This is a genomic window from Allosalinactinospora lopnorensis (assembly GCF_000981225.1).
In the GTDB taxonomy this organism is placed as follows: Bacteria; Actinomycetota; Actinomycetes; order Streptosporangiales; family Streptosporangiaceae; genus Allosalinactinospora; species Allosalinactinospora lopnorensis.
The window spans coordinates 1-26,752 of the sequence record NZ_LAJC01000078.1 but is presented as its reverse complement, the minus strand read 5'-3'; the positions used below and the strand labels follow the sequence as shown (position 1 = coordinate 26,752).

Sequence of the window (26,752 nt, the reverse complement as noted above, 5' to 3'; positions counted from 1 at the left end):
CCGCCAAACGGGACACGGCAGGTGCTCGCACGCGGGACCCACCGCCTCCGGGGCGCCGTATCCGCCCCGGAGGCACCCCCACCCACCCCGAGCGGCGGTAAGGGTGGACAAATCCGGCACACCGGCCCTTTTGCCGCAGACCTAAACCCCCGCAAAACCCCCACCAGAAAGCCCCCACCACCACACACCCGAATCCCGCGAGCGGACACGACCAACCACCAAAACCCCGCCGAAGCCCTCAACGACCACCTTGTTGTACGCATCACTTGAAACCGCCCGCTTTGCGGGAACGGTTTCCGCAAGATCGCCAGGGCTTTTATCTCACTGAGGTTGAGCGAAAGCGGGCTCAGACGCGTGTGCAGTATGAGGCTCGGTTAAGGAGCGCAAGCATGCCCAACGCGCACGCGCAGGAAGGCGTCGACCGGGAGCCCGCCGGTCCCGCCGCCCTGATGGACACCGCACAGACCACGGGGGTGTCGTCATGACGCACCTCCCCACCGAGGGCCGCGATCTGCGCGGCGACACCGGAACCGCCGCGCTGGCTCACACGGTCCGCAGCGCACCCGGGAAGCACCCGGTCTCCTGCACCACACGGGAACAGCGGCGCAGCAACGGAGGCGGTCCGGTGAGCATCCAGCCCAGTTACCAACGCGTGTGGTGCCTCGGCAGCGCGAAGGCGAACCGGCGCCTCCCAGCACCCGTATAGCCCGCGACTTCGGCGAGCTCCAGGCATGGGCGCGCGCCATGGACGTCCCCCTGACCGTGGTGGACGAGGATTGGCAGAGCGTTACCTACGAGGCCGTCACCCTCGTCCCCGGGGAGCGCGTCTGCTGCCGCTTCCGGGACATGCTGCCCCGCGAGACCGCGCTGCGGCGGCTGGCCCGCACCTACGTGGTCGGGATGTCGCACCAGGTCGGTGACGGCGAGTGCTATCACGCGCGCCAGATCATCACCCCCTGCCTGCGCAGCCACGGGTCGATCGCCCGGGAGCAGGCGGCGGTTCTGGCGGCCGCGCTGGTGGAGACCGAGCGCCGGGCCGTGTGCGGCGCCACCGCCGCCACCCTGCGTACCCATCTCGTGGAGCGCGCCGTCGACTGGCGACCGTGAACCGGCTGTCGCTCCAGAGAAACAGGGGCCTGGAGCGGCATAAGGGGACCGTGCCGGTGTGGAGGACGGTTCCCGCTCCCCCGGGGGCACAGGCCCCCGGGGCCTTCCGACCGCCGCCCGGCCTCACCACTCCCTCGGAGGTCGGGCGGCCACAGACTCACGCGTTCCTCTGTGCCGCCCACAGGGGGCCCGTGCGCCGCGTCCACCGGGAAGATCCGAACAGGACGTCCGCACCGCGATCCGGACCCGACCGGCTCGGGCGCAGGACGCGGGCGGACGCGGAGATGTGGATCCCCGTGGAGCGGGGCGAGGGCGGAACGGGCGCTGCGGCGGGTTCCCTCAGGCCGCGGGTGCTGTGGCGAGATAGACGGTGTTGGCGGCCTCGCGGTCCTGCAGCGGGTTGGGGAAGCGGACGATTTCGGCGGTGACGTCGGTGAAGTGCTGGGTGAGGGCGGCCGTGAAGTCCTCGTCGGGCGGGTCGTTGGACCACAGGGCGAAGACACCGTCCGGGTGCAGATGCTCGGCCAGACGGCGCATGCCCTCGGGCCGGTAGAACGGGGCGTGGTCGGGGTGCAGCAGGTGGCGCGGCGAGTGGTCGATGTCGACGATGACGGCGTGGAAGCGGCGAGCCGGCGAGGCGGGATCCAGCCCGGACCGCGCGGTCATCGCGAAGAAGTCGCCCTGGAGCAGCCGGCACCGCGGATCCGCGGCCAAGGCGGCGCCCGCCGGGATCAGTTCGCGCCGGTGCCACTCGATCACCTCGCCGAGCGCCTCGATTACCACCAGCGACTCCACGGCGGGATCGGCCAGTACCGCCTGGGCGGTGTAGCCCAGTCCGAGTCCCCCCACGGCCACCTCCAGACCGGTGCCCGCCAGCCGGGCCAGGGCCAGCCGTGCGGCCTCGGTCTCGGCGAGGGTGAACATGCTCGACATCAGAAAGTCATCGTCGAGTTTGACCTCGTAGACGTCCTCGCCGATGACCGGATCGCGGCGGCGCCGCAGGCTGATGGCGCCCATAGGCGTCTGGCGCCAGTCGAGTTCCTGGAAACGAGCACTCACCACAACCCCCCGGTCCGCACCTACTCCCACGGATCCTAGGAGATCCGCGTCACCGGCCGGGCCGCAGCGCGAAAGCCGGACTCCGCAGCGTCCGGGCCGCCTCGGACGGATCCGTCGGTGCGGAGCCCGCCCATGCGCCGCGGCAGAGCGCTATGGACCGCACCCCGAACTGCGACCCCACAAAAAACCGGGGCCCGACACTCAGTGTCAGACCCCGGTTGACCTGCGGAGGATCGGGGATTTGAACCCCGGAGGGTGTTGCCACCCAACCGCATTAGCAGTGCGGCGCCATAGACCGGACTAGGCGAATCCTCCTGGCTGAGACAAGAGTACCGAGGGCAGGGGGAGGGGCGCAAAGCGAATGAGGGACGGGGTGTCAGGTGGTGGCGCGCTCGATGATGAGATCGGCGTCGCGGCGGAGTTTGGCGACGGCCCGGGAGATCGTGCTCTTCACCGTACCGACGGTGACGCCGAGCCGGTCAGCGATCTGGGCCTCGCTCATGTCCTCGTAGTAGCGGAGGACGACGATCGCGCGCTGCCGCTCGGGAAGCCGGTCGATGGCCCGGTGCACCACGTCGGAGAGGTCGCTTTTCCAGGTGGGGTCATCGATCCGCTGCTCGGGGACGTCGTCGGTGGGGTAGACCTCTAGCCGGCGCCGCCGCCATTCTGAGATCTGGGTGTTCACCATCGCGCGGCGGACGTAGCCGTCGCGGGCGTTCGGGTTGGTGATGCGCTCCCAGGCGAAGAACGTCTTGACCAGGGCGGCCTGCAGTAGATCCTCGGCGTCGGCGGGGTTGGTCGTCAGCGACTGGGCCATGCGGAGCAGTGCGGGGCCGCGTTCGGTGACGTAGCGCGAGAATTCCGCATACCTGGAGTGTCGCGTTGTTCCGGTCACACGACCACCGATCCGGACTGGCTGCTGGTCACGCCCTTCGCTGCGCCCCGAAGCGCGTGCTCTCGGTCATATCTTCACCTTTCTCCAGACTGTTGCCTAGAAGAAGTAATCATTAGCTCTTATCTGCATCATCTTCTGCAAAACTGGCTGATCCGGACGCAACGGACCACCGTCTCGCCGGCTGAATGGAGAAACGCACGTGCCAGAAGGACCAGCCCGAGCTGCCCGGTGCGGACCCCGGTGCCCAGGGGGCGGATCGTGAGAATGGAAGGGGACACGGGGAGGCAGGAGGGGCGATGCCGGTAGATGTGGAGGCACGGAGACGGCTCACCGCGGCTCTGCTGGGGGCGGAGGCGGCGCTCCCGCCCGACCAGCTCACCGATCGTGCCGCGCGGGGCAGGCTGATCGGTGTCAGCGAGCAAACGTTGCATCTCGCGACCCCGGCCGGCGAGGAGTCCTTCCCTTTCACGGGCACCACCTCGTTCTGGCGCGGCGGCGACGCCGCCCCGAACGAACTGCATCCCGGTGACGACGTCGTACTCCGCTACGCGGCTGACGGCAGCCGGGTCGCGGAACAGGTCTGGGCGCAGATGGCCCGGGTGACAGGGGTGATCAGCAGCAGCCACGAGGAAACGGTGCAGGTCGACATCGGCCATGACCGCCCGAGCGCCACGGTGGTGATTCCCTACCGGGTGTCCGGGCGCATGCGCGTGCGCCACCCGGTGCTGGAACCCGGCTACCTCTTCGACGCCATCGGCGTGTGGCGGGACGGCGAGGTGCACGCCGTCCTCCCCGCCACCACGCAGCCGCCGTACTCTGTCCGACAGGCACCTCGGCGGCCGCTCGCCTACGAGCGCCGTTCCCAGGTTTCGGGCATGGTGAGCTGGTACGACCCCGCTCTCGGGCACGCCACGGACGTGAATCCGCTCGCCCGGTTGGTGGGCGCCGCGTACCCGGCCCTGGACTCGGCGAGCGACTGCGGCGACGGCTGCGAGCGGCGGCAGAGCTGCCTCCCGTTGCCGCTGATGTCCCTCGGGACGACGTTCTCGCTGCGCAACGACTACACCGGCGACACGGCTGTACTCCCCATCGTGGCCTGCGGGGCCGCCTCCGCGCATTTCTGCGACCGGTGCGCGGCAGGCGCCCCGGGGGAGAGGGGGCGCCTCGCGCAGTTGACCCTGCTGAGCTTCGTCGGCCTGGGCGGCACCCCCACGGCCGGCTGCTTTAACGCCACGATGAGGGTGGGGTGACCCGTGCTCGACATCCTTCGCGAAATCCAGCTTCCGATCGTCGCTCTGGTGCTGCTGCTCGGCGCGATCGCCAAACTCACCGACCCCGCTGTCCGCGGTCTCGCGAATCTGCTGCCCCCGCGGCTGCACCGGCCGTCCACGCTGGTTCACGGCGGAATCGAGGCGGTGCTCGCCGTGGCGCTGCTGGTGCTGGTCGGATACCCGGGCGACATCGCACGAGCGTGGGCCGCACTGCTCTTCGCCGGGGGTGTGGCCGCCCTGTTCGGGCTGCGCCGCCGCGACCCGGAAATGGGGTGCGGCTGTTTCGGCGGGTTGAGCACGGCGCCGATCGGGTGGCGCACCATCACGCGTGCGGCCTTGTTCGCCGGCGCCGCGGCGGCGGCACTCGGGTTGGAGACCTCGGGTCTCGGTGTGCTGGGCGACTTCACGACCTGGCACGGCGCGGCCGTGGCGATCGAGGTCGTACTGCTGGCGGCGCTCTCCCCGGAACTGAAGGAGTTCGCGCTGAGCCTGTACCACCGCGACTCGTGCGATGTGCGCGAGGTGCCGTTGCGCCGCACGCTCTCCCGGCTGTGGACGAGTGACGTATGGCACCTCAACACCGCCATGGTGGTCGGGAGGGAACCGGTGGATGTCTGGCGCCAGGGGTGCTGGCGGTTCCTCCGGTATCCGGGACGGCGCGGTGAGAGGCCGGTCGACATCGTGTTCGGCGTTCCGATCGACGGGCGGCACTCCGTGGTGCGCGCCGCCATCACCGATGTGGAAACCGGAGCGAGACTGGCGATCCTCGGGGAGGTCGCCGCGGACATCCGGCGGTTCCGTCCCCGGGAGGGAGTGGGAGCCGGTGCGGCCGGGGTCAGCACGGTGCGGGCCTACCGGTCCGAATCCGTATAACGGCCTCTAGCGCTGAAGCTAGACGGGAGTAGACAAGCCGATGCGGTCTTTGCTCGGACTGCATTGGGGTGTATAGCGAAATCCCTAGACGGGCGTAGAGAGCGATAGCGCCGGCGCCCGTCTAGGCTGGCTGGCGACGCAGGAACTTCCCGAAGTGTGGGACCGTGAAGGCGATCAGCCCGCGCTCACCACTGTAGATCAGCCCCTTTTTGATCAGACTGTCCCGGGCGGGAGACAGGCTCGACGGGCGGCGGCTGAGATGCGCGGCGACATCGTTGGTGAGCACGGGATCGTCGCCGAGAGCGGCCATGGCGCGCATGTAGTCGCGCTCAGCGGGGGTGGCCCGCTCGTACCGGCTGCCGAAGAACCCGACCGCGAGTTCCTCCTCGGCATCGGGGGCGGCGACACCGACATCCTCGGCGGTGATCGGGCTGTTCAGGGCCATGTCCCAGGTGACCTTGCCGTAGGCCTGCACGAAGAAGGGGTAGCCGTCGGAGATCCGGTAGAGCGTTTCGAGCGCCTCGGGCTCGTAGCCGACCTCTTCCAGTCCGGCCGGGGCGGTGAGCGCGTGGTCGGCGGCTTCGCGGCTGAGTCGGTCGATGCGGGCGTAGCGGAAGAGGCGTTCGGAATAGCTCTTACTGGCCGACAGCACGGCCGGAACGTGCGGCAGACCGGCCCCGACGACGATGAGCGGGCCGCCGTTCTGGGCGAGCTCGTGGCAGGCGGCGCACAGCGCGGAGACGTCATCGGGCGGGATGTCCTGCATCTCGTCGATGAACAGCGCGATGCCCACACCGAGATCGGTGGCGATGGCCGCGGCGTCGGCGAACAGCTCCGTGAGGTCGATTTCGAGGTCGCCGGAGTCGGCCCGGCCGCGCACCGCCACGGCGTCGATCCCGGGTTGCCAGCGCGGGCCGCCCTGCTTCGACGACGTGCGTTCGTCGCTCTTGGCCTGCGCGAATGCCTTCAGCACGCCGAGCGCGTGCTCGACACGGTCGGGGGCGCGGTGCCGGGGGGCCAGCTCCCGCAGCGCCATGTGCATGGCGGCCGCGATCGAGCGCCGGATGGACTGGTCCGGGCGGGCCTCCAGCTTGCCGGTGCCCCACAGGCGCTGGATGGCCATCGACCGGAACGTGTTGAGCAGGACGGTCTTCCCCACGCCGCGCAGTCCCGTGAGCACGAGACTGCGTTCGGGGCGCCCGCTGGCCACGCGTTCGAGCACGACCTCGAACTGTCGGATTTCGCGTTCGCGGCCGGCGAGTTCGGGGGGACGCTGGCCGGCGCCCGGGGCGTACGGGTTGCGTACGGGATCCATGGCATCGGACTCTATACGCCCGTCTAGCGCGGGTTCTAGAGAGCCGTAGAGATCCGCAGACGCCTGATCGTCGAGGCGTGGCCGTATGTGCGGGCGCCGGCGATCGCGAAGGGAGAAGGGGGTCCGCCCGGCCCCGCCGAGCCGTGGCGCCGCCCGACCGGATGCATGCGCTGCCCTGGCCACACCCCTTCCCCCTTCTCTCGAACGCGTGTTCGACTCGCCAAACTGTACCGCCTCCTCGCGCCGGGCGCCACCCTCCCCGGCCGGGTGCGGACGACCGCCGCGGGATCAGCCCAGGACCCTCTCCTCGCGTTTCAGGGCGGTCTTGGCGAAGTCGACCAGAAGCTCCTCGTGGTCCGCGTCCTCGTTGGCGCTGATAACGGTGGTGGCCGCGAGGTAGCCGGCGTTGCGGTACACGAGGGTGTACATGAGGACCGTGTCGGCCGCCCCCTCGGTCTCGGTCTCCACGAGGAAGGCGCGGGAGTCCTCGCCCACCGTGTCCAGCTCCAGCTCCCGCATCGCGTACTCGGAGGCCGTGCCGTCCTCCATCGTGGCCTCGAAGCTGGAGCACTTCTCCGGTGGTGCGGCCTCGACCACCTCCTCCGAGGCGTACTCCGGAAGCTCGATGAGCAGGTGCCTGATGGTGTCCTCCTCCCGGAGGAAGGTGGCCAGCGACGCGGGGGCCTCGCGCGTCTCGGGCAGCTTCCCCCACCGGGTGGTGGCCTCCAGGCACTCGGGGCTGTCCAGATCGGCGGCTTCGCGCAGCTCCTCCCTCTGCCGGGTGGTGCTGAGCCGGGCGTACGTGCCCTGCTCACTCTGGTCGGGGTCGATCTTGGCGTCCTCGAACTGCAGGAGCTGCGCGTTCCGCAATTCGGCCGCGGCCGCGGCGTTCGGGTCGGCCTCCGCGCCGCCCGCGTCCCCGCCTGAGTCGCAGGCGCCGAGGCTGACGGCGAGGGCGACGGCGCTGAGGCCGGCGGCCGCCCTCTTCCGAGGCGGAAGCGGCAGCGTTGGTATCCGAGGGTGGTCCATGGTGCTATTTCCTCTTCTGTGCGATATTGCCGCTGAGGTCCGCTGGCGATGTCCGGCGATTGTTCGCCGAGCGTAGCCTTGGCGTTGCACAAAGTATCGAGGAAGGACAATGGTGTCGGAGCTGAACTCGCCGTATTTCCGGGCTGTCCTCGGATCCATCCCCGGTTACAAGCCGGGCCGTAAAGTCGAGGGACCCGGAGGGCGATCGGTCAAGCTCTCCTCCAACGAGAGCCCGTACGGTCCGCTGCCCTCGGTCCTCGACGCCATCGCCGCCGGCGCCACCCGGCTCAACCGTTACCCGGACACCGGGGCCGCCGAGCTGACCGCCGCCCTGGCGGACCGCTTCTCCGTGCCGGAGGAGCACCTCGCCCTGGGAGCCGGCTCCGTCGGCATCCTGCAGCAGCTCTTGGGGGCCACCGCGGAGGCCGGGACGGAGGTCGGCTACGCGTGGCGGTCCTTCGAGGCATACCCGCTGCTCACCGAACTCTCCGGTGCGACGTCGGTCCGGGTTCCGCTGCGCGACGAGACCCACGACCTCGACGCGCTGGCCGGGGCGATCACCGACCGGACCCGTATGGTGCTGGTCTGCAACCCGAACAACCCAACCGGCACGGCCGTGGGCGAGGCCCGGCTGGTCGACTTCCTGGACCGGGTCCCCGACCATGTCCTGGTGGTCCTGGACGAGGCCTACCGGGAGTACGTCCGCGACCCCCAGGTGCCCGACGGGATCGGACTGCACCGCGACCGTCCGAACGTCGCTGTGCTCCGGACCTTCTCGAAGGCCTACGGGCTCGCCGCGCTGCGGGTGGGCTTCCTCATCGGGCATCCGCACGTCGCCGAAGCGGTGCGCAAGACCATGGTGCCGTTCGCGGTGAACCACGTGGCGCAGGTGGCGGCGGTGGCGTCACTGGCCGCCGAAGAGGAGCTCTTGGAGCGTGTGGCGCTCACGGTCAAGGAGCGGGAACGGGTGCGCGACACCCTCATCGCCGACGGCTGGGCCGTCCCGCCCACCGAGGCCAACTTCGTGTGGCTCCGCCTCGGCCCGCACACCCTGGACTTCGCCGCCGCATGCGAAGCCGCGGGAGTCGCCGTGCGCCCGTTCGCCGACGAGGGGCTGCGTATCAGCGTCGGAACGCCGGAGGAGAACGACGCCTTCCTGACCGTCGCACACGGCTTCCCCCGCCGCAACCGGGACTGAGGGGCCAGACCGAAAAGGACACGGGGACGGCCGCCCCCGTGTCCTTAAATACCGCTGGTCACTTACCGGCTTTGTCCTTGTCGATCTTCTCGATGATCAACCGGTACAACTGGCGCGGACGGCCCGGTTGCAGGGTCCGGTTCGGCGGCAGCGGCCAGGCCAGACCCTCCTCGACGAGGGTGCGCAGCAGCCGGCGGGCCGTGCGCGGTGTGACCCCGAGCATCCGCCCGGCGTTCTCCGCGTCGACCACCAGCGGCCCCTCCTCCTCGGCGATCTTCTCCGAGAGCCGCAGCAGGGTCTCGCGGCCCTTGGTGCGAAGCGGTTCCGGGTTCTGCTGGCGCTGTGGCGCACGCTGCGCGGGCACCAGTGAACGGCCCTCCCGGTCCACCGCGAAGCTCTGCCGCGTGGCCTGCGCCCGGCTCAGCGCGGCGCGGGCGTGGGTTTCGGCGTCCTGGGTCGTGCGGCCCATGCCGATCCCCACCTCGATCGCGATGCCGAGCTCCGCCTTGATCCGCTCGACGAACGGAGGCTGGCGGAATCCTTCGGTGGCCGACACCAGCGATCCCCTCGTCGCGGTGATCATGAACGTGTGGTCGTCCACCGGATGGGCGGTCGCGTTGATCCGGTGCGCCTCCTGCAGCAGCAGGCGGTGCAGTGCCAGCCGCAGCTCGTCGCGCCAGTAACGCGGCGTGGAGCGCCGGGTGGAGTCGCGCAGTGTCGGGACGTCCACGATCACCACGCCCAGTTGGGCCTCCTCCAGCCGGTGGTGGGCGCCGAGCAGCCCGGCGGTCTGCAGGGCGCTGCGCACCCCCGCGTTGGTCGGACGCAGCCGCATCGCCGGTACGCCGATGGCCTCCAGACGCTCGGCCACCCCCCGCACGCAGGTGATGGCCATCTTGGTGACCTTGCGACGCCACAGCCCCTCGTGGAAGGAGGTCAGCTGGGCCGTACTGGTCAGCTCCTCGTGTACGTGGATGCCGTCGATCGGCAGGTCCACCTCGGAATAGGCTTCGACGACGTCGGTCCGTCCAAGGACATCCAGACTGGCCCGCGTGGGGTCGAGTCTCTCGTCCAACGTGGCCCGGAGGAGGGCCTCGTGCAGACTGGCCCCGCCGAGCGGTACGTAAGTGGCGGGCATGGTCAACACCCCGGCCTTACGTGCGAACTCATAGGGGACGGGACTCGCGAACAGATACGCGTCGATCGCGGATCCCAGGCGCAGTACCTTGTCGGTCGCCTCTTGCTCATCTCGATAGGCGGCGGCGATGAGTCTGGCGTTGAGGGGGCCTGTCGACCCTGGACCCATGAGCATGACGCGTTCAACCACTTCATGCGGCCCAATGACACCAATTGTCAAATCGCCAGTACGCTGCGCACTCACCTCGGGCTGCTCCCCGCTACCATTCCACGCTCTTCACTATGTGCGCCCACTGGTTTCCCGAACTGATTCCTGTCACGGCATGATTGCGAGATCGTACCCATTGTGCGGGGCGAATGAAGATCGTTTCGCACAGAACACCGTGAAGCCGGGCGAGAGAGAACCTCACACCCCGGCTGAACTGGACCTCTACCGTCTAAGCGGCGTCAAGGCGTACCACATCGGCGCCCAGGGCGGCCAACCGCGACGCGAACTGTGCGTGACCGCGGTCCACAAGGTAGCCCGGGGCGACGATGGTGTCACCTTCGGCGACAAGTCCGGCGAGGACCAGTGCCGCGCCCGTTCGGAGGTCGTGCGAGACGACCTCGGCCCCGCGCAGCTTGATGGAGCCGTGCACGATGGCCCGGGTGCCGTCGACCTCGATCTTGGCGCCCATCTTGTTCAGTTCGTCGGCCAGCGCGAACCGGCCGTCGTAGATGGCCTCGTGGATGTAGCTCTCACCTTCGGCCAGGGTGGCCAGGGCCATGAGCGGGGACTGGAGGTCGGTGGCGAATCCCGGGTAGGGGGAGGTGACGGCGTTGATCGGGCGCAGTGCCTTGCCGGGGTCGCGGCGGACGTGCAGGACGGCACCCTGCTGGGCGAACTCCACGCCCATCTGCTCCAGCTTCCAGCGCGCGACGCCCAGGTGCTCCAGGTGCGCGCCGACCAGGCTGACGTCGCCGCCCGTGGCGGCCGTCATCATCGCGAAGACACCGGCGTCGATGCGGTCGGACATGATCGTGTGCTCGACGGCGGTGAGCTCCTTGACCCCCTCGACCTTGATGAACCCGGTGCCGCCGCCCGAGATCTTGGCGCCCATGCGTGTGAGGAAGTTGATGACGTCGAGCACCTCGGGCTCCAGGGCCGCGTGCTCGATCACGGTGGTCCCCGGCGCGAGCACCGCGGCCATGGTCAGGTTCTCGGTGCCGGTGTGCGAGGGCGTGTCGAGGTAGAGGTGCCCGCCGCGCAGGTTTCGGGCCTCGATGTTGATGTGGTTCCGGTCCGCATCCTCGGTCACCTCGGCGCCGAGACGGGCGAATCCGCGGTAGTGGAAGTCGAGGTTGCGGCTACCGAGGTTGCAGCCGCCGACACCCTCGATCCGGGCCTGGCCGGTGCGGTGCATGAGCGCGGGGACGAAGAGCACCGAACCGCGGAACCGCGCCGCGATCTCAGCCGGGAGCACGGCCCGCTGCGGGTCGTTGAGCTGGGAGGCATCGATGACGACCGTGCGTTCGCTCTCGTGGAACTGCACCTTGGCGCCGATGTGCTCGGCGAGCTCCAGCGCGCGGTGGACGTCCTCAATGATCGGGACGTTGCGCAGAACGGTACGTCCCTTCGCCGCGAGCAGAGCGGCGCCGATCATTGGCAGGACGGCGTTCTTCGCACCCTGGATGAACGCTGTCCCATTGAGGGGACGGCCGCCACGGACGCGGTAACGAACCTCCTGGCCCATGCTCATTAGCTCCTTTGTGAGGCGGATGTAAGGGTCGTACTCGTCAGGCTCGCCGGGTGTGCTTATGTGATGGGATGTGGATTCCACGCGGAGCGTTCCGACGAGATGGGTTCAACCACGAAACCAGTGACGGCGATCCGCGATGCCTCTATGGCAGCACAAATCATGCGGCCGCGGAATCGCCCGCCGGTGACTCTTTGGCCGGGCCGACGAGGAGACCTCGCTGATCGGCCACTGGCAAGGGGTGTGATCGTCTTATGGACACGCTCGGGTGGTGAGGTAAGCGGTCCCCACCCGACAAAAAGACGGGTACCACTCTATGTGCTGCGTGGTGCGCTCGGTGCCATCGTGGCGGGGATCACCGGCCCCCGGTTTCCGAAAGCTCCGCGCATCCGCCGCCTGCAAAGCGGCGCCGGAACGATCCGCGCCTCACCCGGGTTCGGGCGTGTCGCCGGTGAGCCGCTCGTAGGCGTCGATGTACTTCGCGCGCGTGCGCTCGACGATCTCCTCCGGCAACGGAGGGGGAGGGGCCTGCTCGTACGGGTCCCAGCCGGAGGCCGGAGAGGCCAGCCAGTCGCGGATGAACTGCTTGTCGAAGGAGGGCTGCGCCCGCCCCGGACTCCAGGAGTCGGCCGGCCAGAACCGGGAGGAGTCGGGCGTGAGCACCTCGTCCGCGAGGACGAGTTCGCCATCGGGGGTGAAACCGAACTCCAGCTTGGTGTCGGCGAGCAGGATGCCGCGCCGCTCGGCGATCTCGCGCCCCCGCGTGTAGACCGTGAGAGTACGGTCCCGCAGCTCTGCCGCGAGCGCGGCGCCGTGCCGGGCCGACACCGCCTCGTAGGAGACGTTCTCGTCGTGCTCGCCCACCTCGGCCTTGGTCGCCGGTGTGAAGATCGGCTCGTCGAGCCGCGAGCCGTCGACTAGGCCGGCGGGCAGCGGGATTCCGCACACGGTGCCGTTCTCGTTGTACTCGGCCAACCCGGAACCGGTCAGGTAGCCGCGGGCGACGCACTCCACCGGCACCATCGCCAGCCGGCGGCAGACGAGCGTGCGCCCGGCCCAGTCCGCGGGCGCGCCGGGCGGGGGCGTGTCGGAGAGCACGTGGTTGGACACGAGGTCGGCGAGCCGGTCGAACCACCACAACGAGAGCCGGGTGAGCAGCCGCCCCTTGCCGGGGATCTCGGTGGGCAGCACCCAGTCGTAGGCGGAGACGCGGTCGCTGGCCACCATGACCAGATCGCCGCCCGCCGTGGCGTAGAGATCGCGTACCTTTCCGGTGTGCAGATGGGTGAGGCCCGCGACCTCGACGGGCTCGGGCTTGATGACGAAGCCGCTCATGGACCTCCTCGGTGTACTGTGCGTGCTCGGTGCTCAGAGGGGCGGCGGCCGGTGTGCCTCCGCCCCGCGCGGGCGGCGCCGCGCCCCGCGGCCTCAGCCGAGGGCCTTCAGCCGGGCGAAGACGGCGTCGAGGCGCTCCACGAACCGCTCCGGTCGACACACCTCGTCCAGCCGCGCCTCGTCCAGCGTGGCGCCCCGTGTGGCGGCCTCCTCGCGCAGGGTCTCGCGGAACGGGGTGCCGCTCTCCCAGGTCCGCATCGCCGCGGACTGCACGAGCGCGTAGACGTCCTCGCGCGACATCCCGGTCTCGATGAGCTCCGAGACCACGGTGGAGGAGTAGATGAGCCCGTTCGTGGCGTCGAGGTTGGCCCGCATCCGTTCGGAGTCCACGACCAGCCCGGTGACCAGCTTCGTGGTCAGGTTGAGCAGGTAGTCGGTCGCGATCGCGGCGTCCGGCAGCGAGATGCGCTCGGTGGAGGAGTGCGAGATGTCGCGCTCGTGCCAGAGCGCGATCCCCTCCATCACCGGCACGATCTGCGCCCGGACGTTGCGTGCCATGCCGCAGATGCGCTCCGACATGATCGGGTTCTTCTTGTGCGGCATGGCGCTGGAGCCCTTCTGCCCCTTGCCGAACGGCTCCCACAGTTCGCGCACCTCGGTGCGCTGTCCGTGCCGCACCTCCAGTGCGATCGCCTCGCACACGCTCGCCGTGATCGCCAGCGCGGACACCCACTCGGAGATACCGTCGCGCAGTACCACCTGGGTCGACACGTCAGCGGGGCGCAGCCCGAGCCGCTCCGCGACATAGGCCTCGATGGACGGGTCAATGTTGGAGTAGGTGCCCACCGGCCCGGAGATCGCCATGACCCCGACCGCTTCGCGTGCGTGCCGCAGCCGGTCGCGCGAGCGCGCCATGCCGAACGCGAAGTCGGCCACCCGGTGCCCCCACACGTCGGGTTCGCCGTGGATGCCGTGGGTGCGGCCGACGCGCAGCGTCCCCCGGTGCTCCAGGGCGTGCTCGCGCAGCGCCGCGACCAGGGTGTCGGCCTTGTCCAGCAGGATGTCGGTGGCCTCCACCAACTGGACCGCGAGTGCGGTGTCGAGCAGGTCCGAGGAGGTCATGCCGAAGTGCACCCAGGCGGCGGCGTCGCGCGGCTCGGTGTTGTCGGCCCATGCCGTGAGGAACGCGATGACGTCGTGCTGGGTCACCGCCTCGATCTCGGCCACCCGCTCGGGCGTGGGCGGCGGCGCCTTGCGCACCGGTTCCACGGCGTCGGCGGGGACGGTGCCCGCGGCGGCGTGCGCCTCCAGGACCAGCACCTCCACCTGGCACCAGAGCTCGTACTTGTGGGCGTCACTGAAGACGCGCCCGATTTCGGGAAGGGTGTAGCGCTCGATCACCCGATCATTTTCGCAGGTGCCCGGAAGGGCGACTCACGCGGTCACGAGTTCGACGAGGACGGTGACGCGCAGCGCCGCTCCCACTCGTCGCGGAGCGCATCGACGTCGAATCCTTCGCCGAACCCGGGAACCGTACCGATGACATCGCCGAGACGGCTCGGCGCGGTCTCGGCCGCGCATTCGGTTCTCGTCCACTGCTCGTCCAGCGCGCGTTCGCGATCGGTCCACTCGTCGCGCAGTCCCCGGACATCGATCTCGGGGCCGTCGAGGATCCCGCTGTACTTGAAAGAAGCCGTTCCGCGGCCTGCGGCGCCGCCGTCCGGCTCGTCTCCGGCGGCCGTCGGCCACCGCCGCCCTCCGTCTTCCAAGGACCTCAGCCCTCGCCTTCGGCGGCCTTCTCGGCGATGTCGGTGCGGTAGAACGAGCCGCGCAGCTCGATCCGGCCGATCGCGTCGTAGGCCCGTTCACGGGCGAGGGCGAGGGTGTCGCCGGTTCCGACGACGTTGAGGACGCGGCCGCCGTTGGACTTGATGTCGCGTACTCCGCTCCAGGCGGTGCCGGCGTGCAGGACGTAGGCGCCCTCGACGGCATTGGCGGCGTCCAGGCCGGTGACCGGGTCGCCCTTGACCGGGTCGCCGGGGTAGTTCTCGGCTGCGAGAACGAGCGTCACGGCCGCGCCCTCGCGCCACTCCAGCGAGGCGATGCCGCCCAGACCGCCGGTGTCGGACGCCTGGAGGAGCGCGCCGATCGGGGTGGCCAGGCGGTCCAGGACGACCTGTGCCTCGGGGTCGCCGAAACGCGCGTTGAACTCCACGACGCGCGGCCCTGCGGAGGTCAGGGCCAGACCGACGTAAAGCAGCCCCTGGTACCGGTTGCCGCGCTTGGCCATCTCCCTGATGGTCGGCCGCACCATGGTCTCCATGACCCCGTCGACCAGGGCGGGCGGGGCCCACGGGAGCGGCGTGTAGGCGCCCATACCGCCGGTGTTGGGGCCTTCGTCGCCGTCGTAGGCGCGCTTGAAGTCCTGTGCCGGGAGCATCGGTACGGCGTTGGTCCCGTCGCACAGAACGAACAAGGAGACCTCAGGGCCGTCCAGGTACTCCTCGACGACCACGCGCCCGCACTCCCGCGCGTGCTGTTCGGCCGCCGAGCGGTCCTCGGTCACCACCACGCCCTTGCCCGCAGCCAGGCCGTCGTTCTTCACGACGTAGGGCGGGCCGAAGGCCTCCAGCGCGTCGGCCACCTGCCCGGGCGTCTTGCAGGCACGGGACCGGGCCGTGGGGACGCCCGCGGCCTCCATGACCTCCTTGGCGTAGCTCTTGGACCCCTCCAGGCGCGCGGCGGCGCGGTCGGGGCCGAAGACCGGGATCCCGCGTTCGCGCAGCGTGTCGGCCACCCCCTCGACCAGTGGGGCCTCGGGGCCGATCACCACCAGCTCGGCGCCGATGCGGGCCGCGAGTTCGGTGACGGCCAGCCCGTCGAGGGTGTTGATGACGTGGTTCTCGGCGTTCGCCGAGATCCCCGGATTACCGGGCGCGGAGTGCAGGCTGGTCACCCCGGGGTCGCGGGACAGGACTCGGATGAGCGCGTGCTCGCGGCCTCCGCCGCCGAGGACAAGGGCTTTCACGGGAGGGACCCTTTTGCATGCTGGGGGGACTCTGACAGTAATGGCATCAGACGAGGGAGCGGAGCTCAAGCGTCTGGTCGCGGCCCGGGCCGACGCCGACGGCGGAGATCGGGGCTCCCGCCATCTCCTCCAGGGTACGCACGTACGCCTGGGCGTTCTTGGGAAGCTCCTCGAAACTGCGGACGTGGGAGATGTCGGAGTCCCAGCCGTCGAGGTACTCGTAGATCGGCGTGGCGTGGTGGAACTCCGTCTGGGTCAGGGGGATCTCGTCGTGGCGCACGCCTTCGACGTTATAGCCCACGCAGACGGGGATCCGGTCGAGGCCGGAGAGCACGTCGAGCTTGGTGAGGAAGATGTCGGTGATGCCGTTGATCCGCGTGGCGTATCGGGCGATGGCGGCGTCGAACCAGCCGCAGCGGCGGTTGCGCCCGGTCGTCACGCCGTACTCGCCTCCGTGCTGGCGCAGCCACTCACCGGACTCGTCGAGCAGTTCGGTGGGGAAGGGGCCGGAGCCGACGCGGGTCGTGTAGGACTTCAGGATGCCGACGACCTTGCTGATGCGCGTGGGGCCGAGGCCCGCTCCGGCGCACGCTCCGCCCGCTGTAGGGGAGGAGGAGGTGACGAACGGGTAGGTGCCGTGGTCGATGTCGAGCAGGGTGCCCTGCGATCCTTCGAGGAAGACGGTCTTGCCCTCGTCCAGGGCCTGGTTGAGGACCAGCGAGGTGTCGGCGACGTAGGGCCGCAGCATGTCGGCGTAGCCCAGGTACTCGTCGATGATCTGCTCGGCGTCGAGCCCGCGGCGGTTGAAGACCTTCGTCAGGATCTGGTTCTTGTCGTTCAGCGTGAGCTCGATCTTCTTGCGCAGGATCTTGGGGTCGAACATGTCCTGGACGCGCACGCCCACCCGGGAGATCTTGTCGGCGTAGGTGGGGCCGATACCGCGCCCGGTGGTGCCGATCCTGCCCTTGCCCAGGAACCGCTCGCTCACCTTGTCGAGCGCACGGTGGTAGGGCATGATCAGGTGCGCGTTCGCCGAGATCAGCAGGTTCTCGGTGTCGACGCCGCGTTCCCGTAGTCCGCGCAGCTCCTCGAAGAGCACCCCGGGATCGATGACGACGCCGTTGGCGATGACCGGCACGACGTCGGGCGAGAGGATGCCCGAGGGCAGCAGGTGCAAGGCGTACTTCTCGTCCCCGATGACCACGGTGTGTCCGGCGTTGTTGCCGCCCTGATAGCGCACCACGTAGTCCACGCGGTTACCGACAAGGTCGGTCGCCTTGCCCTTGCCCTCATCCCCCCACTGGGCCCCAACGAGCGTGATCGCCGGCATCCAGGTCTACCTCTTCATTCGTTCGCTCCGGCCGGAAACGTCCGAGTAGTGTTCCCGCCCACGGGTAAGCCCCTGGCGCAAGAAAGCGACAGGGGCCCTTGCATATTGAGCGTACATGACCCGGGCTCGCGAGTTAAGGGTGGTTCCGTCCTTGGGTCGCGCTAGGCCCGTTCATCATGGCTGGTCAGAGCCGGTTGTCAGGACTGCAGTGCCTTGGCGGCCGCCGGGCTGCTGTCGCGCAGGAAAGTGGCGCAGCGCTCGGCTTCGTCGGTCTCACCGATGGCGCCTGCGGCTGCGGCGAGCATGTGCAGTGAACGCAGGAATCCCTGGTTGGGTTCGTGCTCCCACGGAACCGGGCCGTGCCCCTTCCAGCCGGCGCGGCGCAGTTGGTCGAGGCCGCGGTGGTACCCGGTGCGCGCGTAGGCGTAGGCGGCGACGGGGTCGCCCGAGCCGAAGGCGCGCTCGGCCAGCCGGGCCCACGCCGCCGAGTAGACCGGGTACCGGGCGGCCACCTCGGACGGGTCGGTGCTTGCGGCCAGGGCTTCCCGCGCCTCGGGGGTGTCGGGAAGGCGGGTCTCGGGCGGTTCCCCGAGCAGGTTCTGATGCAGCTCCATGCCCCTATCCTGCCAGCGCCGCCGGTCCTCGGGGCGTGCCCGGCCACCACGTCCGCCCAACGATTGAGGCGACCGGGCACGCGTAGGCCCCCGAACCGGTCGGATCGGGGGCCGACTGGGCCGCGGGCTCAGCGCATCCTGGTGCCCGCGGACTTCAGCATCCTGCAGCCTTCGACCACCCGCTCGGCCATGCCGGCCTCGCCGGCCTTGCCGTAGGCGCGGGGGTCGTAGGCCTTCTTGTTGCCGACCTCGCCGTCGATCTTGAGTACGCCGTCGTAGTTCTTCATGACGTGGTCCACGATCGGGCGAGTGAAAGCGTACTGGGTATCGGTGTCGATGTTCATCTTTACGACGCCGTAATCGATGGCCGCGTGGATCTCCTCCAGAGTGGAGCCCGAGCCGCCGTGGAAGACCAGGTCGAACGGCTTCTCCTCGCCGTACTCGGCGCCGACGGCGTCCTGGATCTCCTTGAGCACGTCGGGGCGCAGTTGGACGCGCCCGGGCTTGTAGACCCCGTGCACGTTGCCGAAGGTCAGCGCGGCCATGTAGTAGCCCTTGTCCCCGACGCCCAGGACCTCGGCGGTGCGCAGGCCGTCGCCGGGAGTGGTGTAGAGCTTCTCGTTGATCTCGCCGACGATGCCGTCCTCCTCGCCGCCGACCACGCCGACCTCGATCTCGAGAATGGTGCGGGCGTCATTGGAGGCGGCCAGCAGATCCCGGGCGATCTGCAGGTTCTCCTCCAGCTCGACAGCGGAACCGTCCCACATGTGCGACTGGAAGAGCGGCTGCTCGCCTTTGGCCACGCGCTCCTTGGACTTCTCCAGGAGGGGCCGGACGAAGCTGTCGAGCTTCTCCTTGGGGCAGTGGTCCGTGTGCAGTGCGATGTTGACCGGGTATTTGTCGGCGACGACGCGCGCGAACTCGGCGAACGCCACTGACCCGGTGACCATGTCCTTGACCGTGGATCCGGAAAGGTACTCCGCGCCGCCGGTGGAGATCTGGATGATGCCGTCGCTCTCGGCCTCCGCGAAGCCACGGAGCGCGGCGTGGAGGGTCTGACTGGAGGTCACGTTGATCGCGGGGTAGGCGAAGCCCTGCGACTTCGCGCGGCCCAGCATCTCCGTGTAGACCTCGGGGGTGGCGATAGGCATGGTGACTCCCTGTTCGGCCTGGAGTGGCGACTTCGAGTGGCCCCGCGTACACGTGGGCCCGGTCTATTCACTGGATCATTCATCGGGTCCACGGGCAAGTATCGCGAACACCACGGCCGCCCGAAAGGTCTAGACCAAAACAGCCGCGATGAAGAGCGAATATGCCGATGGCTCCGAGTCCGGTGACATGTCAGGTCGGTCACTTTTAGTACTGACTTGACCCCACCTAGTGTATAAGCTGGGGTTTGTTCACTTTTATCGCCGCCCGCCGTCGATTATGGGGGGTGATACGCGCTACATTCTGCTTCCGTGGGACGACATCGTAATGATCCTCGGGGCACTGGCCAGATGGTGGCCATGGCCGGGGTCGTCGTGCTCTTCATTACCCTGGTTGCGCTGGGCGGATACTTCCTCTACCGCTCCCTTCCAGGGAATGGCGACGTCGTTGTACACGACCAGTCCGACTCGAGCGTCGACGCCAAGGCCGAGGCCGTGGAGTCGAAGGCGCTGCACATCCGCGTCATCGGAGAATCCAGCGAGGTCCTCGTGCGCGTGCCGGGAGGTGATGTCCTCGTCGACGCCGACATGGAGCAGGGCCAGTACGTGGCCTACGACCAGGCCGAGTTGGACGTCACCATCAGCGACCCGAGCGCGGTCGAGGTGCACGTGAACGGTGAGCGCATGGACATCTCAGGCGAGGAGCCCGGCTACAGCTTCAGCACCGCGGAGACCTGAGCGCGCCCGCGGCGGTTCCCAGAACCGGGTCACACGTCGAGATCGGACAGCTCGAACGCCGCCCGGTACTCCAGCCCCTCTCCCGCGATCGCGGCCCGCGCACCCCGGTCCACGATCACCGCGACCCCGGCGATCTCGGCGCCCTCCTCGCGCAGCGCCTGGACCGCCGTCAACACGGAGCCGCCGGTCGTGGAGGTGTCCTCGACCGCGAGGACGCGCCGCCCCGAGACATCGGGTCCCTCGATTCGGCGCTGCAGACCGTGCGCCTTGCCCGCTTTCCGCACGACGAACGCATCGAGCCGTTGTCCGCGGGCACCGGCGGCGTGCATCATGGCCGTGGCCACAGGATCGGCGCCCAGAGTGAGGCCGCCGACGGCTTCGTAGTCGAGGTCGGCCGCGGCGTCGAGCATGACCCGTCCCACCAGCGGCGCGCTCTCGCCGTCCAGGGTGACCCGGCGCAGGTCCACGTAGTAGTCGGCCTCTCGGCCCGACGAAAGCGTGACCCTGCCGCGGATCACGGCCTTATGGTTGATGTGCCGAAGGAGATCCTCGCGATCGCTCATGCTCCATGAGCCTAGAACCTGCCGATCGATGTCCTGATCAGTGAAAGGGGCGAGCATGCCGGTTTCGGACGGCGGCACGGAGCGGGTCCGGGTCGAGACCACGACGGACGGCCAGGCCTCGGCCGGTGCGATCGCGCGCTCGGTGATCGAACACCGGCTTGCCGCGTGTGCTCAGGTCAGCGGCCCTATCACCAGTTTCTACCGGTGGGAGGGCGAGGTCCAGCACGACGAGGAGTGGATGGTCGTGCTGAAGACCGCCGGTGACCGGCTCGCCGACCTGACCGCCCACCTGCTCGACGTGCATCCCTACGATGTGCCGGAGATCATCGCGGTGCCGATCGAGGGGGGCAACCCCGAGTACCTGGACTGGCTGGTCGACGAGACCCGGGCCGGAGCCTGATGTCGGAAGACCGGTTCGTCCTGCTGCACAGCCCGCTGGCCACGGCGGAGCAGTGGGGAGGGGTCCCGGAGGAGATGCGGCGCAGGAACATCCCCTGCACCGTTCCGGAGACAGACGCGTCCGCCATGCCTCCCTACATGGCGCGCTACATCGCGCACGCCGCGCTGGAGATCGACCGCCTGCACGGCCGCGGCCCGGGCGAGGGGGTGCGGCTCGTGGCGCGGGGTGCGGCGGGCCCGCTGGCACCCCAGGTGGCGGCCGCGCAGCGCGCCGCGGGGCGGAGCGTTCCCGCCTACGTGCTGCTGGACGCGCTGCTTCCGCAGCAGGGAACGCCCACACTCTCGGAACTCGCCGCGGCGCAGGGGGCCGGTGAGGAGGTGCTGCGCGACACGGGCGGCGCGGCGGACCCCGCGGAGCTCCGCGACGAAGCCCTGCCCATCGTGCACGACTGGCCCGACGCCCCGTGCGGGTACCTGCTCACCGACGCCCGCTACGCGCAGTGCGCCCGGATGGCGCGGCTGCGCGGCTGGCCGGTCACCGACCTGAGCGAGGAGCCGCCCAACGACGCCGAGCTCGCGCACGCCCTGGTCTCGATGAGCGCCGAGCTCACCGCCTAGCGTCCGCCGCAGTGGCGGTCGCCGCCGTGGAAATCGGAGCGCAGGCGCGTTTGTCACCGGGGGAGGTGGATAGCGGTCCCGGCACCGGGGGAACGCGAGAGGCGCTGACCTCCGTTTCGGCCCGCCACCGCGGAAGGGGTTCTCGAATGAGCAGCCGTGAGCATCTGATCGCCTGGCTCAACGACGCCTACGCCATGGAGCAGGCGTTGGAGGAGACCCTGCAACGCCACGCCAAGGACGCCAAGGACGACCAGGAGGTGCGCTCGCGCATCGAGCGCCACATCGAAGAGACCCGCGAACAGGCCGAGGTCGTCCGCGGGTGCGTCGAGTCGCTCGGCGGCAGCGTCTCCGGCGCCAAGAGCGCCCTCGCCGGTCTGTTCGGCACGGTGCAGGGGATGGCCAACAGGCCGGCGCAGGACACGATGCTCAAGAACGCGCTCGCCGATTACGCGGCCGAGCACTTCGAGATCGCGTCCTATCGGGCCCTGATCCAGGCCGCCAAAGAGGTCGGCGAAGAGAAGATCGCCGCACGGCTCACCGACATCCTCCGCCAGGAGGAGGACATGGCGCGCTTCCTCGAGGAGAAACTCCCGGGGGCCGTCCACAGCGCGCTCGCGAAAGCCGGCGGGTAGCTCCTCGGCCGCCGCGGACCGCCCCTCCGTCAACGAGGACGGCGGGGCGGCCCGCGGTCGTGGTGGCGGCTTCCAGGGGCGCGCAGAGCGCGGGCCGGGCGGGATGTCGATCGACGGGTTTCGCCTTCCACTTCCAGGGGTAAGAAAGCTGCCTCCACGGTCGATAGGTGCACTCCACACGCCGTTCGCTGTAGGACCTCTAGGACCGCTGCCTGTACGGATGGTGAACGCGTCGGGCGTTTCCGGTCGCGGTACAGGCACCGCTTCGAAAAGAACCTGAGAGCCGTCTGCGCGTATCGCAAAGGTGAGGCGGCAATGATGGCAGCGCCCCGCCCCGGGCGGATTCCACAGGGGCGACCATCGGCTTCTCCACCTGACGGATCAGTCGTGCCATGCGTCGGCTTGGGTGGTGGAGGGGGCACCGATGGATACGCAGATCCTCGCCGCGGTGGTCGAGGCCGATCTGGGCGCGGCCCGGGCGCAGATGGCGCTCTCGCTCGGCTGGCACATCATCGTCGCGTGCCTGGGCGTGGGGATGCCCGCTATCACCCTGATCGCCGAGTGGCGCGGCCACCGTACCGGGAGCCCCGAATACCAGCGGCTGGCCTGGCGCTGGGCCAAGGCGATGGGCGTATTATTCGCCGTCGGCGCGGTCTCGGGCACCATCCTCTCCTTCGAGATGGGCCTGCTGTGGCCGGGGCTGATGGGGATCTACGGCGAAGTGATCGGGCTGCCGTTCGCCATGGAGGGCATCGCCTTCTTCATCGAGGCCATCTTCCTGGGCATCTACCTCTACACCTGGGACCGGCTTCCGCCGGTGCCGCACATGCTCTCCGGCGTCCCCGTCGTCGTGGCCGGAGTGGCCAGCGCGTTCTTCGTCGTCACCGCCAACGCCTGGATGCAGCAGCCCGTCGGGTTCGACGTCAGCAACGACCGGATCGTGGCGGTCGACCCGTGGGCGGCGATGTTCAACCCGGCCACCCCGCCGCAGACCGTGCACATGATCCTCGCCGCCTTCATGGTCGCCGGATTCCTCATGGCCTCCGTCTACGCCGTCGCGCTGCTGCGCGGACGGAACGACCGCTACCACCGCCTCGGTTTTCTCATCCCCTTCACCGTCGCCGCCGTGATCACCCCGATCCAGATCGGTGTCGGGGACTGGGCCGCGCACTTCGTGGCCGAGAACCAGCCGGCCAAGCTCGCCGCCATGGAGGGCGTGTTCGACACCGGACGGGGCGTCCCCCTCCACCTGGGCGGTGTCGTGGTCGACGACGAGATGCGCTACTCCCTCAACATCCCCAATGGGCTGTCCCTGCTCGCCCATTGGGACCCGAACGCCGAGATCACCGGTCTGGAGGAGTTTCCCGAGGAGGACCGCCCGCCCGTGAACGTGGTGCACTGGTCTTTCCAGTTGATGGTGGGAATCGGCTTCGCCCTGCTCGGGCTGGCCGTGTGGCAGGCCGTGGCCTGGTGGCGCTTCCGGACCCTGCCGCGCTCGCCGTGGTTCCTGCGCGCGGCCGCCCTGTCCGGCGTGGCATCGGTCCTGGCTCTGGAATCCGGATGGGTCGTCACCGAGGTCGGCCGCCAGCCCTGGATCGTCTACGGCGTGCTGCGCACGTCCGAGGCGGTCAACCCCGCCCCCGGCCTTGTGTACGGCTTCGTGGTGGTGTCAGTGGTCTATGTGGTGCTGACCGTCGCCACCGTCTACGTGATGCGCAGGCTGGCTCGGGACGGACCCGAGTCGGTCGCCCCGCAGGAGCGCGACGTCACCGACCACAGGGCCACCTGAGGGGGCGCGTCATGCCATTGCCCGAGATCACGCTGGCGGTCCTGTGGCTCGGCCTGACCGCCTACGTCCTGTTCGGCGGTGCCGACTTCGGAGGCGGCGCCTGGGACCTGCTCGCCGGAGGCGCCGAGCGCGGTAGCCGGCAGAGGGCGCTGGTGGAGCACTCCATCGGTCCGGTATGGGAGGCCAACCACGTCTGGCTGATCTTCGTCATCGTCTTGGCGTGGACCGGCCTGCCCTCCGTGTTCGCCGCCGTCGCCTCCACGCTCTATATCCCGCTGACCCTCGTGGCGCTGGGTATCATCGCCCGCGGCGCCGCATTCGCCTTCCGCAAGGCGAGCACCGAGTTGTGGCAGAAGCGCCTGTTCGGCGCCACCTTCGCCTTCTCCTCCGTCGTCACTCCGTTCTTCCTCGGCGCGGTGGCCGGCGCGATCGCCTCCGGCCGTGTACCACCGGGCATCGCAGAGGGGGACCTGTTCACCAGCTGGATCAACCCGACCTCGCTGATCAGCGGGGCCCTCGCGGTGGGGACCGCCGCCTACCTGGCGGCGGTGTACCTCATCCGCGACGCCCAGCGTTTCGGTGCCGCGGACCTCGCCGAGGCGTTCCGGCGCCGCGCCGCGGCCACGGGCGCGATCGTCGGAGTGCTGTCGGCCGCCGGCCTGCTCGTGCTGAGGGCGGACGCGCCCCGGCTCTTCGCCGAGCTGACGTCCGGCGCCGCCCTGCCCTTCCTGCTGCTGTCCGTGGCGTTCGGGATCATCTCCCTGCTTCTGCTGGTGTGGGGACGTTTCTACCTCACGGTCCGGGCGACCGCGGCACTGGCCGTGGTCGGGCTGCTGTGGGGCTGGGGGGTCGCGCAGTATCCGTGGCTCCTGCCCGGCGTGTCACTGGAGGACGCCGCCGCGACCGGCACCGTTCTGGCGGCCAGCCTCGCTGCCCTCGCCGTCGGCGCACTGCTCCTGCTGCCCTCCCTGTGGCTGCTGTACGCGATCTCCCAGCGCGCGGACGAGCAGTCCGGGAACGGCGGGTCGACGGGGGCTTCCACCTGAGGGCCGGTGCCGGAAAGGGCGACACGATGTCGGCGCACCCGTTTTCCCGGCGATGCCGGGGGTAGCGGTGTCTCCTCGCCTTGAACGGCGTAAGACGCCGGTCCCACCGCTGTGGACCGTGCCCGCTCTTCGATCGGTCGGCCCGCGTCCGCGCGGTGGGGTCCGCTACGAAAGGTACGGAAATGCGGACGAACAAGACAGCGGTCACCTATATCGCTGCGGCGGCGGCCGGCGGTGCGGTGGCGTGGTACCGGATGCGGTCGCACACCGGCCAGGCCACGGTGCGCCATTCCGCCACGGTCCTGGCCGACGAGTCGGACGTGCTGGCGGCCTGGCGGGAGGACGGACGCGTTCCCGGGCTGCTCGCCAAGGCCGCACCCACAACGGAGGAGACCGCGCCGGCCCGCCCCGTGGCCGGCGACACCGGGCTCACGCTGCGCGTGCTCGTATCGCCCGCGCCTGGGGAGCGCGGCACGGAGATCCGGGTGACCGCGGAAGGTCCCGGGGCCCGCAGACAGTCGGGGCGGCTGCGCGAGGATGTACGGCGGCTCAAGTCGATCCTGGAGTGCGGAGAGGCGGTCACCGTCGAAGGGCAGCCGTCCGCCCGCGGGTCGCTGAACGAGCGTCTCCAGAACCGGATCCAGATCGCACTCCGGAGGGGAGGCCGAGGATGAAGGCACTGTGCTGGATGGGCGTCAACGAGCTGTCCGTCGAGGACGTCGAGGAACCCCGCCTGCTCAACGACCAGGACATGATCGTCAGAGTGCGGACGAGCGCGGTCTGCGGCTCCGACCTCCACATCATCGACGGCTACGTTCCCGCGATGCGCCGGGGGGACATCCTCGGCCACGAGTTCCTCGGCGAGGTGGTCGACGTCGGGCCCGCGGTCCGGCAGCGCCGCGTCGGTGAGAACGTGGTCGTCTGCTCGATCATCTCCTGCGGGAAATGCCGCTACTGCCGCCGGGGTCTGTTCTCCAACTGCGACAACGGCAACGCCGAACCCGCAGGTTTCGAAGCGCTCTACGGCTACGCGGGGGGCGGGATCTTCGGCTACTCCCATCTCCTCGGCGGCTACGCGGGCAGCCACGCCGAGTACATCCGGGTGCCGTTCGCCGACGTCGGCGCGTTCTCCGTCCCTGACGGGCTGTCCGACGACGCGGCCGTGTTCGCCTCCGACGCGGTCCCCACCGGGTGGATGGCGGCGGACTTCTGCAACATCGAGTCGGGGGATGTCGTGGCCGTGTGGGGCGCGGGGGGCGTCGGACAGATGGCCGCGGTCGCGGCGCGGCTGCTCGGCGCCGCGCGCGTGGTCGTGATCGACCGCCTACCGGAGCGCCTCGGCATGGTCGAACGGGAACTCGGTCTTGAGACGCTGAACTACAGCCGGGACGACGTGCCCGAGGCACTGCGCGACATGACGGCCGGCCGGGGACCGGACTCCTGCATCGAGGCGGTGGGCATGGAGTCCCACGGCTACGGCCCGCAGTACGCCTACGACCGGGGCAAGCAGGCCGCGCGGCTCGGAGAGAGGGCCGTCGCGCTGCGCCAGGCGGTCCTCGCCTGCGCTAAGGGCGGGGTGGTGTCGGTGGTCGGCGTGTTCGGCGGTTTTGTCGACAAGTTCCCGATGGGCGCGGTGGTCAACAAAGGACTGACGATCCGCAGCGCCCAGCAGCACGGGCAGCACTACATCCCGATACTGCTCGACCGCATGGCAGCCGGTGAGATCCCCACCGCGCATCTGGCCACCCACCCGCTGCCACTTTCCGACGGCGTCCACGCCTACGACGCGTTCAAGAACAAGCGGGACGGCTGCGTGCGGGCGGTCCTGCACCCGTGACCGGGTGCGGGGCGCCGGCGAGCGCCGGTTCACCCGGCCCGCCCGGCCCCGGTGG

Annotated in this window: 26 protein-coding genes and 1 tRNA gene; 12 read left to right on the top strand and 15 right to left on the bottom strand. The window is 69.6% G+C overall.

Annotated elements, in window-relative coordinates; genetic code table 11:
- Nucleotides 1-657: 657 nt before the first annotated feature.
- On the top strand, nt 658-1,107 hold the full coding sequence (locus VS93_RS22350; protein ID WP_236700671.1) for a hypothetical protein: 450 nt from the start codon (nt 658-660) through the stop codon (nt 1,105-1,107).
- Between the two features lie 339 nt (nt 1,108-1,446).
- Here the strand turns inward: VS93_RS22350 and VS93_RS22345 are convergent, their stop codons facing one another.
- The 3 genes from VS93_RS22345 to VS93_RS22335 all read right to left on the bottom strand — a co-directional run bounded on the left by VS93_RS22345 (nt 1,447) and on the right by VS93_RS22335 (nt 3,061).
- On the bottom strand, nt 1,447-2,166 hold the full coding sequence (locus VS93_RS22345; protein ID WP_046471852.1) for a polyamine aminopropyltransferase: 720 nt from the start codon (nt 2,164-2,166) through the stop codon (nt 1,447-1,449).
- 226 nt (nt 2,167-2,392) lie between these two features.
- Nucleotides 2,393-2,481, bottom strand: a tRNA-Ser gene (locus VS93_RS22340).
- Between the two features lie 61 nt (nt 2,482-2,542).
- Nucleotides 2,543-3,061, bottom strand: a complete 519-nt coding sequence (locus VS93_RS22335) for a SigE family RNA polymerase sigma factor (protein WP_082127111.1) — start codon at nt 3,059-3,061, stop codon at nt 2,543-2,545.
- A 296-nt stretch (nt 3,062-3,357) separates the two neighbouring features.
- On the opposite strand from VS93_RS22335, the gene VS93_RS22330 reads away from it, so the two are divergent.
- Both VS93_RS22330 and VS93_RS22325 read left to right on the top strand, forming a co-directional pair.
- A complete protein-coding gene (locus VS93_RS22330; protein WP_046471845.1) occupies nt 3,358-4,311 on the top strand; it encodes a hypothetical protein in 954 nt (317 codons plus the stop codon).
- 3 nt (nt 4,312-4,314) lie between these two features.
- Nucleotides 4,315-5,205 carry a MauE/DoxX family redox-associated membrane protein gene (locus VS93_RS22325; RefSeq protein ID WP_082127110.1) on the top strand — a complete coding sequence of 297 codons (891 nt, stop codon included), beginning with the start codon at nt 4,315-4,317 and terminating at the stop codon, nt 5,203-5,205.
- A 121-nt stretch (nt 5,206-5,326) separates the two neighbouring features.
- Here VS93_RS22325 and VS93_RS22320 read toward each other — a convergent pair whose 3' ends face one another.
- Both VS93_RS22320 and VS93_RS22315 read right to left on the bottom strand, forming a co-directional pair.
- Nucleotides 5,327-6,520 carry an ATP-binding protein gene (locus tag VS93_RS22320; protein WP_046471844.1) on the bottom strand — a complete coding sequence of 398 codons (1,194 nt, stop codon included), beginning with the start codon at nt 6,518-6,520 and terminating at the stop codon, nt 5,327-5,329.
- Between the two features lie 288 nt (nt 6,521-6,808).
- Nucleotides 6,809-7,549 carry a hypothetical protein gene (locus VS93_RS22315; protein ID WP_046471843.1) on the bottom strand — a complete coding sequence of 247 codons (741 nt, stop codon included), beginning with the start codon at nt 7,547-7,549 and terminating at the stop codon, nt 6,809-6,811.
- 109 nt (nt 7,550-7,658) lie between these two features.
- Here VS93_RS22315 and hisC point away from each other — a divergent pair, with 109 nt between their 5' ends.
- Nucleotides 7,659-8,747, top strand: coding sequence for a histidinol-phosphate transaminase (hisC, locus tag VS93_RS22310; protein WP_046471842.1), 1,089 nt, complete (start codon nt 7,659-7,661; stop codon nt 8,745-8,747).
- Between the two features lie 58 nt (nt 8,748-8,805).
- Here the strand turns inward: hisC and VS93_RS22305 are convergent, their stop codons facing one another.
- The 9 genes from VS93_RS22305 to fbaA form a co-directional block, all read right to left on the bottom strand.
- The gene (locus VS93_RS22305; RefSeq protein WP_236700670.1) at nt 8,806-10,059 is read right to left on the bottom strand and encodes a transcriptional regulator; all 1,254 of its coding nucleotides are present in this window, start codon (nt 10,057-10,059) and stop codon (nt 8,806-8,808) included.
- Nucleotides 10,060-10,321: 262 nt separating this feature from the next.
- On the bottom strand, nt 10,322-11,617 hold the full coding sequence (murA, locus tag VS93_RS22300) for a UDP-N-acetylglucosamine 1-carboxyvinyltransferase (protein ID WP_046471850.1): 1,296 nt from the start codon (nt 11,615-11,617) through the stop codon (nt 10,322-10,324).
- 429 nt (nt 11,618-12,046) lie between these two features.
- On the bottom strand, nt 12,047-12,955 hold the full coding sequence (locus tag VS93_RS22295; protein ID WP_046471840.1) for a phosphoribosylaminoimidazolesuccinocarboxamide synthase: 909 nt from the start codon (nt 12,953-12,955) through the stop codon (nt 12,047-12,049).
- 93 nt (nt 12,956-13,048) lie between these two features.
- Nucleotides 13,049-14,356, bottom strand: a complete 1,308-nt coding sequence (purB, locus tag VS93_RS22290) for an adenylosuccinate lyase (protein WP_046471839.1) — start codon at nt 14,354-14,356, stop codon at nt 13,049-13,051.
- Between the two features lie 41 nt (nt 14,357-14,397).
- On the bottom strand, nt 14,398-14,724 hold the full coding sequence (locus VS93_RS22285; RefSeq protein ID WP_046471838.1) for a hypothetical protein: 327 nt from the start codon (nt 14,722-14,724) through the stop codon (nt 14,398-14,400).
- 5 nt (nt 14,725-14,729) lie between these two features.
- Entirely contained in the window at nt 14,730-15,983 is a 1,254-nt protein-coding gene (gene purD, locus VS93_RS22280; RefSeq protein ID WP_046471837.1) for a phosphoribosylamine--glycine ligase, read from the bottom strand.
- Nucleotides 15,984-16,029: 46 nt separating this feature from the next.
- A complete protein-coding gene (locus VS93_RS22275; protein ID WP_046471836.1) occupies nt 16,030-17,313 on the bottom strand; it encodes an adenylosuccinate synthase in 1,284 nt (427 codons plus the stop codon).
- Nucleotides 17,314-17,510: 197 nt separating this feature from the next.
- A complete protein-coding gene (locus VS93_RS22270; RefSeq protein ID WP_046471835.1) occupies nt 17,511-17,927 on the bottom strand; it encodes a DUF3151 domain-containing protein in 417 nt (138 codons plus the stop codon).
- A 128-nt stretch (nt 17,928-18,055) separates the two neighbouring features.
- Entirely contained in the window at nt 18,056-19,078 is a 1,023-nt protein-coding gene (gene fbaA, locus VS93_RS22265; RefSeq protein ID WP_046471834.1) for a class II fructose-bisphosphate aldolase, read from the bottom strand.
- Nucleotides 19,079-19,429: 351 nt separating this feature from the next.
- Between fbaA and VS93_RS22260 the strand changes: the two genes are divergently transcribed.
- The gene (locus tag VS93_RS22260) at nt 19,430-19,813 is read left to right on the top strand and encodes a RodZ domain-containing protein (protein WP_082127112.1); all 384 of its coding nucleotides are present in this window, start codon (nt 19,430-19,432) and stop codon (nt 19,811-19,813) included.
- A gap of 29 nt (nt 19,814-19,842) precedes the next feature.
- Here VS93_RS22260 and pyrE read toward each other — a convergent pair whose 3' ends face one another.
- Entirely contained in the window at nt 19,843-20,376 is a 534-nt protein-coding gene (gene pyrE / locus VS93_RS22255; RefSeq protein WP_046471832.1) for an orotate phosphoribosyltransferase, read from the bottom strand.
- A 55-nt stretch (nt 20,377-20,431) separates the two neighbouring features.
- Here pyrE and cutA point away from each other — a divergent pair, with 55 nt between their 5' ends.
- The 7 genes from cutA to VS93_RS22220 all read left to right on the top strand — a co-directional run bounded on the left by cutA (nt 20,432) and on the right by VS93_RS22220 (nt 26,697).
- The gene (gene cutA / locus VS93_RS22250; protein ID WP_046471831.1) at nt 20,432-20,776 is read left to right on the top strand and encodes a divalent-cation tolerance protein CutA; all 345 of its coding nucleotides are present in this window, start codon (nt 20,432-20,434) and stop codon (nt 20,774-20,776) included.
- Nucleotides 20,776-21,393 (top strand): hypothetical protein, encoded by a 618-nt coding sequence (locus VS93_RS22245; RefSeq protein ID WP_052745924.1) that lies wholly within the window; start codon nt 20,776-20,778, stop codon nt 21,391-21,393. Before cutA ends, VS93_RS22245 begins: the two co-directional genes overlap by 1 nt.
- A 146-nt stretch (nt 21,394-21,539) precedes the next feature.
- Complete coding sequence (locus VS93_RS22240) at nt 21,540-22,025, top strand: YciE/YciF ferroxidase family protein (protein ID WP_046471830.1); 486 nt, start codon at nt 21,540-21,542, stop codon at nt 22,023-22,025.
- 424 nt (nt 22,026-22,449) lie between these two features.
- Nucleotides 22,450-23,814, top strand: coding sequence for a cytochrome ubiquinol oxidase subunit I (locus tag VS93_RS22235; protein WP_046471829.1), 1,365 nt, complete (start codon nt 22,450-22,452; stop codon nt 23,812-23,814).
- Between the two features lie 11 nt (nt 23,815-23,825).
- Nucleotides 23,826-24,860: a cytochrome d ubiquinol oxidase subunit II gene (locus tag VS93_RS22230; protein ID WP_046471828.1), complete on the top strand. Its 1,035-nt coding sequence runs from the start codon at nt 23,826-23,828 to the stop codon at nt 24,858-24,860.
- Between the two features lie 182 nt (nt 24,861-25,042).
- Nucleotides 25,043-25,534: a hypothetical protein gene (locus tag VS93_RS22225; RefSeq protein WP_046471827.1), complete on the top strand. Its 492-nt coding sequence runs from the start codon at nt 25,043-25,045 to the stop codon at nt 25,532-25,534.
- Nucleotides 25,531-26,697 (top strand): zinc-dependent alcohol dehydrogenase, encoded by a 1,167-nt coding sequence (locus VS93_RS22220; RefSeq protein WP_046471826.1) that lies wholly within the window; start codon nt 25,531-25,533, stop codon nt 26,695-26,697. The genes VS93_RS22225 and VS93_RS22220 overlap by 4 nt, the downstream gene beginning before the upstream one ends.
- Nucleotides 26,698-26,752 lie beyond the last annotated feature (55 nt).

Excerpts from the sequence above, each read along its gene's own strand:
- VS93_RS22320 (WP_046471844.1), bottom strand. The coding sequence starts at position 6,520 with ATGGATCCCGTACGCAACCCGTACGCCCCGGGCGCCGGCCAGCGTCCC.
- hisC (WP_046471842.1), top strand. The coding sequence starts at position 7,659 with ATGGTGTCGGAGCTGAACTCGCCGTATTTCCGGGCTGTCCTCGGATCC.
- VS93_RS22330 (WP_046471845.1), top strand. The coding sequence starts at position 3,358 with ATGCCGGTAGATGTGGAGGCACGGAGACGGCTCACCGCGGCTCTGCTG.
- VS93_RS22235 (WP_046471829.1), top strand. The coding sequence starts at position 22,450 with ATGGATACGCAGATCCTCGCCGCGGTGGTCGAGGCCGATCTGGGCGCG.
- VS93_RS22305 (WP_236700670.1), bottom strand. The coding sequence starts at position 10,059 with ATGCTCATGGGTCCAGGGTCGACAGGCCCCCTCAACGCCAGACTCATC.
- VS93_RS22240 (WP_046471830.1), top strand. The coding sequence starts at position 21,540 with ATGAGCAGCCGTGAGCATCTGATCGCCTGGCTCAACGACGCCTACGCC.
- VS93_RS22315 (WP_046471843.1), bottom strand. The coding sequence starts at position 7,549 with ATGGACCACCCTCGGATACCAACGCTGCCGCTTCCGCCTCGGAAGAGG.
- murA (WP_046471850.1), bottom strand. The coding sequence starts at position 11,617 with ATGGGCCAGGAGGTTCGTTACCGCGTCCGTGGCGGCCGTCCCCTCAAT.
- VS93_RS22230 (WP_046471828.1), top strand. The coding sequence starts at position 23,826 with ATGCCATTGCCCGAGATCACGCTGGCGGTCCTGTGGCTCGGCCTGACC.
- VS93_RS22295 (WP_046471840.1), bottom strand. The coding sequence starts at position 12,955 with ATGAGCGGCTTCGTCATCAAGCCCGAGCCCGTCGAGGTCGCGGGCCTC.
- VS93_RS22220 (WP_046471826.1), top strand. The coding sequence starts at position 25,531 with ATGAAGGCACTGTGCTGGATGGGCGTCAACGAGCTGTCCGTCGAGGAC.
- VS93_RS22270 (WP_046471835.1), bottom strand. The coding sequence starts at position 17,927 with ATGGAGCTGCATCAGAACCTGCTCGGGGAACCGCCCGAGACCCGCCTT.
- VS93_RS22245 (WP_052745924.1), top strand. The coding sequence starts at position 20,776 with ATGTCGGAAGACCGGTTCGTCCTGCTGCACAGCCCGCTGGCCACGGCG.
- fbaA (WP_046471834.1), bottom strand. The coding sequence starts at position 19,078 with ATGCCTATCGCCACCCCCGAGGTCTACACGGAGATGCTGGGCCGCGCG.
- cutA (WP_046471831.1), top strand. The coding sequence starts at position 20,432 with ATGCCGGTTTCGGACGGCGGCACGGAGCGGGTCCGGGTCGAGACCACG.
- VS93_RS22225 (WP_046471827.1), top strand. The coding sequence starts at position 25,043 with ATGCGGACGAACAAGACAGCGGTCACCTATATCGCTGCGGCGGCGGCC.
- pyrE (WP_046471832.1), bottom strand. The coding sequence starts at position 20,376 with ATGAGCGATCGCGAGGATCTCCTTCGGCACATCAACCATAAGGCCGTG.
- VS93_RS22275 (WP_046471836.1), bottom strand. The coding sequence starts at position 17,313 with ATGCCGGCGATCACGCTCGTTGGGGCCCAGTGGGGGGATGAGGGCAAG.